General features: G+C 42.1%; 8 protein-coding genes and 2 pseudogenes. 7 read left to right on the forward strand and 3 right to left on the reverse strand.

Annotated elements, in window-relative coordinates; all coding sequences use genetic code 11:
* From IQ219_RS14095 to IQ219_RS20155, 3 genes and pseudogenes are all read right to left on the reverse strand, one after another.
* A pseudogene (locus IQ219_RS14095) lies at positions 1–667 on the reverse strand (hypothetical protein); the annotation flags it as partial.
* Positions 642–1754, reverse strand: coding sequence for a mechanosensitive ion channel family protein (locus tag IQ219_RS14100; protein ID WP_194073027.1), 1113 nt, complete (start codon positions 1752–1754; stop codon positions 642–644). The pseudogene IQ219_RS14095 and the gene IQ219_RS14100, both read right to left, overlap by 26 nt.
* A 307-nt stretch (positions 1755–2061) precedes the next feature.
* Positions 2062–2220 (reverse strand): annotated as a pseudogene (locus IQ219_RS20155) (IS1 family transposase); the annotation flags it as partial.
* Between the two features lie 260 nt (positions 2221–2480).
* On the opposite strand from IQ219_RS20155, the gene IQ219_RS14105 reads away from it, so the two are divergent.
* From IQ219_RS14105 to IQ219_RS14135, 7 genes are all read left to right on the forward strand, one after another.
* Positions 2481–2885, forward strand: a complete 405-nt coding sequence (locus IQ219_RS14105; RefSeq protein WP_194019467.1) for a hypothetical protein — start codon at positions 2481–2483, stop codon at positions 2883–2885.
* Positions 2886–2934: 49 nt separating this feature from the next.
* On the forward strand, positions 2935–3318 hold the full coding sequence (locus IQ219_RS14110) for a DUF302 domain-containing protein (RefSeq protein WP_194073028.1): 384 nt from the start codon (positions 2935–2937) through the stop codon (positions 3316–3318).
* A 75-nt stretch (positions 3319–3393) separates the two neighbouring features.
* Entirely contained in the window at positions 3394–4608 is a 1215-nt protein-coding gene (locus tag IQ219_RS14115; protein WP_194073029.1) for an HAD-IC family P-type ATPase, read from the forward strand.
* 81 nt (positions 4609–4689) lie between these two features.
* Positions 4690–5040, forward strand: coding sequence for an HPF/RaiA family ribosome-associated protein (locus IQ219_RS14120; RefSeq protein ID WP_190599008.1), 351 nt, complete (start codon positions 4690–4692; stop codon positions 5038–5040).
* A gap of 107 nt (positions 5041–5147) precedes the next feature.
* A complete protein-coding gene (locus tag IQ219_RS14125; protein ID WP_194019464.1) occupies positions 5148–5717 on the forward strand; it encodes a cytochrome c in 570 nt (189 codons plus the stop codon).
* Between the two features lie 78 nt (positions 5718–5795).
* A complete protein-coding gene (locus IQ219_RS14130) occupies positions 5796–6614 on the forward strand; it encodes a sterol desaturase family protein (RefSeq protein WP_194073030.1) in 819 nt (272 codons plus the stop codon).
* A 243-nt stretch (positions 6615–6857) separates the two neighbouring features.
* On the forward strand, positions 6858–7100 hold the full coding sequence (locus IQ219_RS14135) for a thioredoxin family protein (protein ID WP_194073031.1): 243 nt from the start codon (positions 6858–6860) through the stop codon (positions 7098–7100).
* The last annotated feature ends 161 nt before the right edge of the window (positions 7101–7261 follow it).

Raw genomic sequence — 7261 nt, forward strand, 5'->3', positions numbered from 1 at the left:
CAGTTTTTAGCTTAAATTTTTGAGTTAAAATACCCAGCAAAATTTGCAAGCCAATCAATGCGGCGATCGCCATCATAATCCAAACACTTCGTTGCCAAAGATATTGACGAGTTCGCTCTTTTTTTGCTTTGGCAGTGGCCGTCCTTAAAATTTTCTGCCATTGAGTAGCTTGTTCTAGCGGTGAAAAATTGGGTAATACGTCATTGGCCGTTACCGTGAGAAGATATTGATCATTTAGAGAAATATAAGTAACTCCAGTGTTGGGATCATTATTGACATCAAAATTAATATTTTGAGAGTTAGCAATAGCTTCGCTGATCATCTTATTGGCAAAGTCAGCTCTATCCTTGGCAGTAAAACGATCTACTGCTTGTAAATCAAAGAGGGGAATGCCATCCACAACGACGGGCTCACTAGTGGACGCAAAGCCATTGCTAAAATTTGGGGCAGGACTGGAAGGTGAATTTTGGGCAAAACTTAGGGGAGTAAAAAAAACTAACGAACTAATAAAGAATAAAATAATTGGTCGAGTTAATTGCTTAATTACTGACTTAGTAATTCTAGTTAAATAAAGGCTAAGCCATGTAACTATAGCTTTTAAAATTTGTAAATAACCTCTATTTAAATTTTTGTTTAAGTATCTAAATAGAAATTGGAGAATCCACATAAATTGTTGGCTCATTAAGAGTAAAAGAAATATTCTGTTGTGTTAGTTGCTTAGTAATTTGTTGCCTCGCAAGATCTAGCAGTTGTTTTCGTAAATCCATTGACAATTCATTAGATCCTAAAATAAAAAAGGAAATTTGGGCATAATTTTCTCCAAATGCAACCTCAGTGCTACGCCAGTCTAAGCCAAAAATATCCACTGTGCTGTCCATAACGATTTGGCGAATTAATGCTTGCGCATCAACTGATACCTTCTCCGGAAAAGTAATCGTCATTACTGACATAATTTTCCTCGCACCAGAAAAATTTTCAATGGTAGCTTGGGTGAGGGAATTATTGGGAATAACTGTGAGTGTGCCTTTGCCAGAAATGCGGATTTTAGTTGACCTCAAACCAATACTCTCAACCCTTCCAAATGTACCTTGTTTGCCCTGCTGTCCATCGGATAAACCGATATAGTCCCCAACCATAAATGGGCGATCTAGGGTTAAAACAATTCCTCCCAAAAATTGTTCTAATGTCTTTTGAGCGGCAAAGGCAATGGCGATCCCTCCAATGCCTAAACTAGCAACAATGCCAGCGACATTGATATTATGGCTGATGCAAAAGAAGATAATTAAGGTGACGGCGATCGCAAAATCGCCCAAATAGCGGAGTAGGAAAATTGATTCCCCTCTCACTTTGGGGTTAGAAGCAAAAGTTATCCCTAAAATTTTGGCGTCAAAAAAATCTCTAAATAGTTTTGACAAAAACCAGCCACTGAGCACTGTGATGCCTATACTGAAGCAAAATTCGATTAAACTAAGCCATTCTGTGTTCGGGATTAGCAACAGCATTATTTCCATTGCAAACAGCGTAATTAAAATCAGAAGAATAGATTTAGATGCAATTACCACTCGCAGATAGGTTTCCGTTAGAGAATGCGGAGTGAACCAACTGAAAAAGAATTTTAGTGTAGGAATTATTATTATTCCTCCAAAGCAACTAACACTTCCTGCGATCATAATTAAGCTAACTTGTAATAGCCGATCGCCATTACTTAAAGCCAATTCTGATGCTTGGTTAATCTCATTAATTGCGTCTGTCATGGCGAATCGTTATCGGAAGGTTGTGATTTTGGGCACTGTCAGCTTAAGGAGTAAATTGGGGAAAGCCTCTAGAAGTCAGGATTTCTGCAGAGCGCTGAATAAACCCCATGGCCATAGCCGGAGTAGTATTTTTCTCCAGACTTCCATTCTGTAGTCATCTTAAGGGGAAAATAAACACCTGCCAGCTTCTATCATTTCTTGCCGTAGCGTCTTTCGTCATGGTTAAACCACCGCATCCACCTGCCCTATTCCCGAACGGTCTTGACTCCCTCCTCATACAACCCCCTATCCTTGATTCCTAAGCTTTTTCCACTGGCGTTCTCAATCGTGCCATGGGGGCACCACTACACTCGTTGAAGCGAAGACCACATTCATTACGAGAATACTATTAAACTATTTGTTCTGTCTTCAGCTTCTTTCTTCCATTCTTCACCATCCGTTCACTCTCACAATACACACAGCCTATTTTTTTAATCTTATACTGCATAACCATTCTAACTTTCACTCCCTAAACAGACAGTGCTTTGGCAGTCGATCTCACTGGTTGATGGGATAAATATAGGCGCAAGTTTGTAACGTTTCAAGACGTTCTCATACAAATCATCCAACTCATACATTGCATATATATTATTTCAAACATCATACTGTCATACTAATCGTAAGTGACAGAACAAGTATGTTCAGATAAAACTTGTAATAGAATTTTAATCAATTTAGGTGATCGCTATGAGTAATCAATTAGGGCTATGGATCGATCATAAAAAAGCTGTAATTGTATCGATTGCCGAAACAGAAGAAAAGATTAAAGAAATCCTATCAGACGTAGAAACACAGCCTCGGCGTTCTGGTGATTCACCCATGAAGGGATCTTATGAAGCACTTCAAGTTCCTGCCGATGATAGCCAGCAGAATACTTTGACCCAAGATTTTAACACTTATTATGATGAATTAATTGACTATATTCGTAATGCGGAATCTATTTTTATCTTTGGACCAAGTAGCGCTAAAAATGAGCTGAAACAATGTCTTGAAGCAAATAATCTTGGTGCTAAGGTTATCGGGATGGAAACCTCTGACAGTATGACGAATCCTCAAATTGTGGCAAAGGTTAGAGATTTTTTTGCGGACTAGTAATCCATTAATCGATAAGCTCAAATCGTCAATATCAAAGGACAATTTCATGTATTACATAGTTGAAACTGATAAGTTATTTGATCTAGCGGTTAAAGACTTGGAATCAGTGGTGGTGAGTCATGGCTATGGAGTATTACACATTCATGATTTGGGAGCTACACTGCGGAGTAAAGGGATTGAATTTGCGGAAGAGTGCAAAATTTTTGAAGTCTGCAATCCAGTGCAAGCGGCCAAGGTTCTTGCCATTGATATGTGTCTAAATATGGCTCTACCCTGTCGAATCTCAGTGTTTACAGAAAAAAATGTTACCAAGATTGGGATGATTAAACCAGAAAAAATGTTGGCGGCGTTGTCTCAGAATCCAGCCCTATCTGCAATTGCCAAAGAGGTTGAGGAAATGACTATTCAGATTATTAATGCAGCGCAATAGATAGTCCCAATTACTGAATGAATCACGATCTGATTTATTTTTCGGTGATTGCTAGATATCAGGAGACATCCCACCATGACTGTATTTGCCGATCCAGAAATTCTTTCCCATTTACCCCTTGAAGAACTTCAACAACAATTAAACACCTCACTTCAGGGATTAAGTCAGAAAGAGGCAGGCGATCGCCGATTGCGGGATGGGGAAAATGAACTGACGGAGGAGAACACTAGTCCGGTCATGCAGTTTTTATCGCATTTTTGGGGGCCGATCGCCAGCGAAACCGCCCATCAACTCGGATTCAAGGGCGATATTCTCGATGCCAGTCTTTTGGGAAAAGTGCCATTACACCAAATTGGACAAACTAACGAGGCGATCGAGGCGGCCGCAGGGTTTGCCCAAGTCTTTCCCGAACACAAATATCACATTGTCGATGTGCTGCAACAGAGGGGACATCTGGTCGGTATGGCGGGGGATGGGGTGAATGATGCTCCAGCCCTGAAAAAAGCCGATGCAGGCATTGCGGTGTCAGGGGCTACTGATGCTGCCCGTGCGGCGGCGGATATTGTGCTACTCACCCCCGGACTCGGTGTCATTGTGGAAGCCATTCAGGAAAGTCGCCGTATCTTTCAGCGCATGAATAACTACGCAATTTATCGAATTACGGAAACGATTCGGATTTTGTTGTTTATGACCCTTTCGATTCTGGTCTATAACTTCTATCCCGTCACCGCGATCATGATTGTGTTGCTCGCCCTGTTAAACGATGGTGCAATTATCTCCATCGCCTACGATCACACCCGTCCCGCCAAGCGTCCTGAAAGATCGAATATGCCAGTGGCTCTGGGGTTAGCAACGGTTTTAGGACTGACCGGTCTAGCAAGTTCCTTTGGCATGTTGTACCTCGGAGAACGGACTTTCCAACTTGATCGCGATACATTGCAGACATTGATCTATCTAAAACTCTCGATCGCCGGCCATCTAACTATCTTTGTAACCCGTACCAAAGGCCCTTTCTGGTCAATTACCCCAGCACCAATTTTATTAATTGCTGTACTTGGAACTCAAGGGGTGGCAACCCTAATTGCCGTTTATGGATTTTTTATGGCCCCACTGGGCTGGGGTTTAGCAGGAATTGTTTGGGGTTATGCCTTCATCTGGTTTTTGGTTGCGGACTGGATCAAACAAAGAACCTACAGTGTTTTTAACTACGACCAGCCAGTTTATATTACCTCCGGTTTAAGGAAGTTGCATCAATGGTTTTCCCATCCCCATTTACGGAAAACAAACTAACACTCTTAATTTTTTATCGTAGGAGCAATTCATAAACTCCCCTTACTTTTATCCCCATCACAATTACAAGAGGAAACTACCATGCAAGTCCAAATCAATACCGGTCATAACATTAAAGGTCACGAAGCACTGGCTACTGAGGTTAGTAGTGTAGTGGAAGAGAGTCTGAGCCGATTCAGCACTCGCCTCACTAACGTTGATGTTCACCTAAGTAATCAGAACAGCGAGCAGGAGGACGGCAATGACAGTATGCGCTGCATGATTGAAGCCCACATCGCAGGATACCAAGCCCTCGCGGTAACCCATCAGGCAGCAACCCTAGACCAAGCTGTTGACGGGGCTGCGGAGAAATTAACCCACTTGATTGAACACACCCTGGGGCGGCTAGAGCATCAAGCGAGTCATCGGACTGACCCACCTCTGTCTAGTTAGATCAATAGTCAATAAATTTTCCCAATAGTAGGGGCAATTCATAAATTGTTCCTACACAAAATAGGAGTTTCCACTTTCGCTTCTATTTCAATTATGGAGAACCGATCATGAAACATTTAATTAGGCGATCTCTAGCTAAAAATAAATTCATTTCCATTTGGTTATTCATCAGTATGCTAGCAGCAGTACTGCTCTATGCCTGTATGTCACCATTGCCTACAGTTAACAGCGCTCAATATCGGCCAGTTCCCACATCGTCACAAAATGGCAACCCCGTAATGGCCCAACAGCAAATATTTGCCTCTAATGGTGAGCGTATTTATTTCACGACGACAAGTGATCGCGGTACGAATATCACTGCGACTGGCATAATTTCATCGGGAGGAATAATGGGAAATGGAGAAATGATGGGTAATAGCTTCTTAACCTGTGCTTCCTGCCATGGCTCCGATGGACGTGGCGGTGTCCATACGATGATGGGAATGCAGAGAATCAATGCCCCTGACATTCGTTGGTCAGCCCTTAAGGATGAATTCATTGATGATGAAAAATTCCGTTTGGCGATCGCCGAAGGTCAAGACCCTGACGGCGAAAAAATGTTGAACAGAGATATGCCGCGCTGGCAAATGGGCGATGAAGATCTAGCCGACTTGATTGGTTTTCTCAAGACCTTATAAAACCAGCACTCGTGTCTGTTTCTGATGAAAAACTAGAACAAATAAACCAATATATTATTCTATCGAGAGGAAACTGAATTGATCGACCACTCATTTGCGTTCTATGGATTGGCTTTCTTGGGTATTATCCTGGCACGATACTTTGTTCTGGCGGGGGCAATAGACCTATTGTTGTCCGTCGGTTTTGGTCGACCCACTATCGACAACTGTGCAAGTACCACTGCCGATCACAGCAAAGTGCTGCCAGCGTATCGAGATCCACCACCCGGGCGATTTTTTTGCAGAGAGATTTCACCAGAAATTCGACGGGATATCGCACTCTCGGTACTTTCTTCAGTCGTATTTGCACTGGGGACAGCATCGATCCTGTCGGCATACGACTCAGGTATTACCCGTTTATACGCTGACATTCATCAGTATTCACTATGGTATCTATGTGTTAGTTATATCATAGTGATCGTGCTCCAAGACGCCTACTTTTACTTTTTGCATCGGCTGTTTCACCATCCTTTACTATTCCGCTGGTGGCATCAGGGACATCACCGATCAAATCATCTGACACCCTGGACATCTTTTGCTTTCGATCCACCGGAAGCGATCGCCCATGTGCTGTTTTTAGTTGGCATTGCGTTGGTGGTTCCTCTCCATTTTATTACTGTTATTGCGGTGCTAAGCACTATGACTGTATGGGCAGTGGTGAATCATCTCGGACTCGATCGGTTGCCGGCTAATTTCCCCCATCATTGGTGTGGCCGCTGGTTTATCGGTCCAGCTCACCATGCGATTCATCATCGTCAATATAGATTTCACTATGGACTGTATTTTACTTTTTGGGACAGACAGCTCGGCACCCAAGCACCTTACTATGACCAGGGATTTGACGATGTTACTCACTGAAATGGGTAATCCTATGCAAGGAAGGATCATGAAAGTTAAATTGAGCAAAAGTCAATTAGCTGATTCTGAGCAAGTTTAAATTGTTTCCTAATGCGGCACTCGCACAAGCGAAGCAATGGATTGGTGGCGATCTCAATGATGTTTAGGGCAAATATAATTACATTTTTTCATAAATTTTCCATAAAAAGAAAATTTGACATTCAAATGAACTAAATTAGAAAACATAAAAAAAGGAGTTATGCCATGAGCACTATCAAGATTGAAATTTTGGGTGCAGGCTGTAAAAAGTGCCAACAATTAGAAGCAAATGTTAAAGAAGCTGTAGCAAATCTAAATTTGACTGCTGAAGTTTTGCATGTTACCGACCCCATTGAAATTGCTAAACGAGGTGTGATGTCTACCCCGGCTATGACAATCAATGGCAGAGTTGTCAGTAAAGGTCAAGTCATTAATGCCAAACAAATTCAGCCCCTATTACAGGGTTAAAAAGGCAAAATTATGTTTGACCCATTTTATCCTTTTGATCTAAAAAAGGGTTGCGCATACCCCGCAGCTTGCTGCGATTGGGATAAGCAACCCCAAAGTATTAAAATCCCGTCATGGAAGTAAAACGGGCTAGTCATTGCGTGTATCAAATTCGCTACCAT

The sequence above is a fragment of the Synechocystis sp. LEGE 06083 genome, assembly GCF_015207725.1.
GTDB lineage: Bacteria > Cyanobacteriota > Cyanobacteriia > Cyanobacteriales > Microcystaceae > Synechocystis > Synechocystis salina.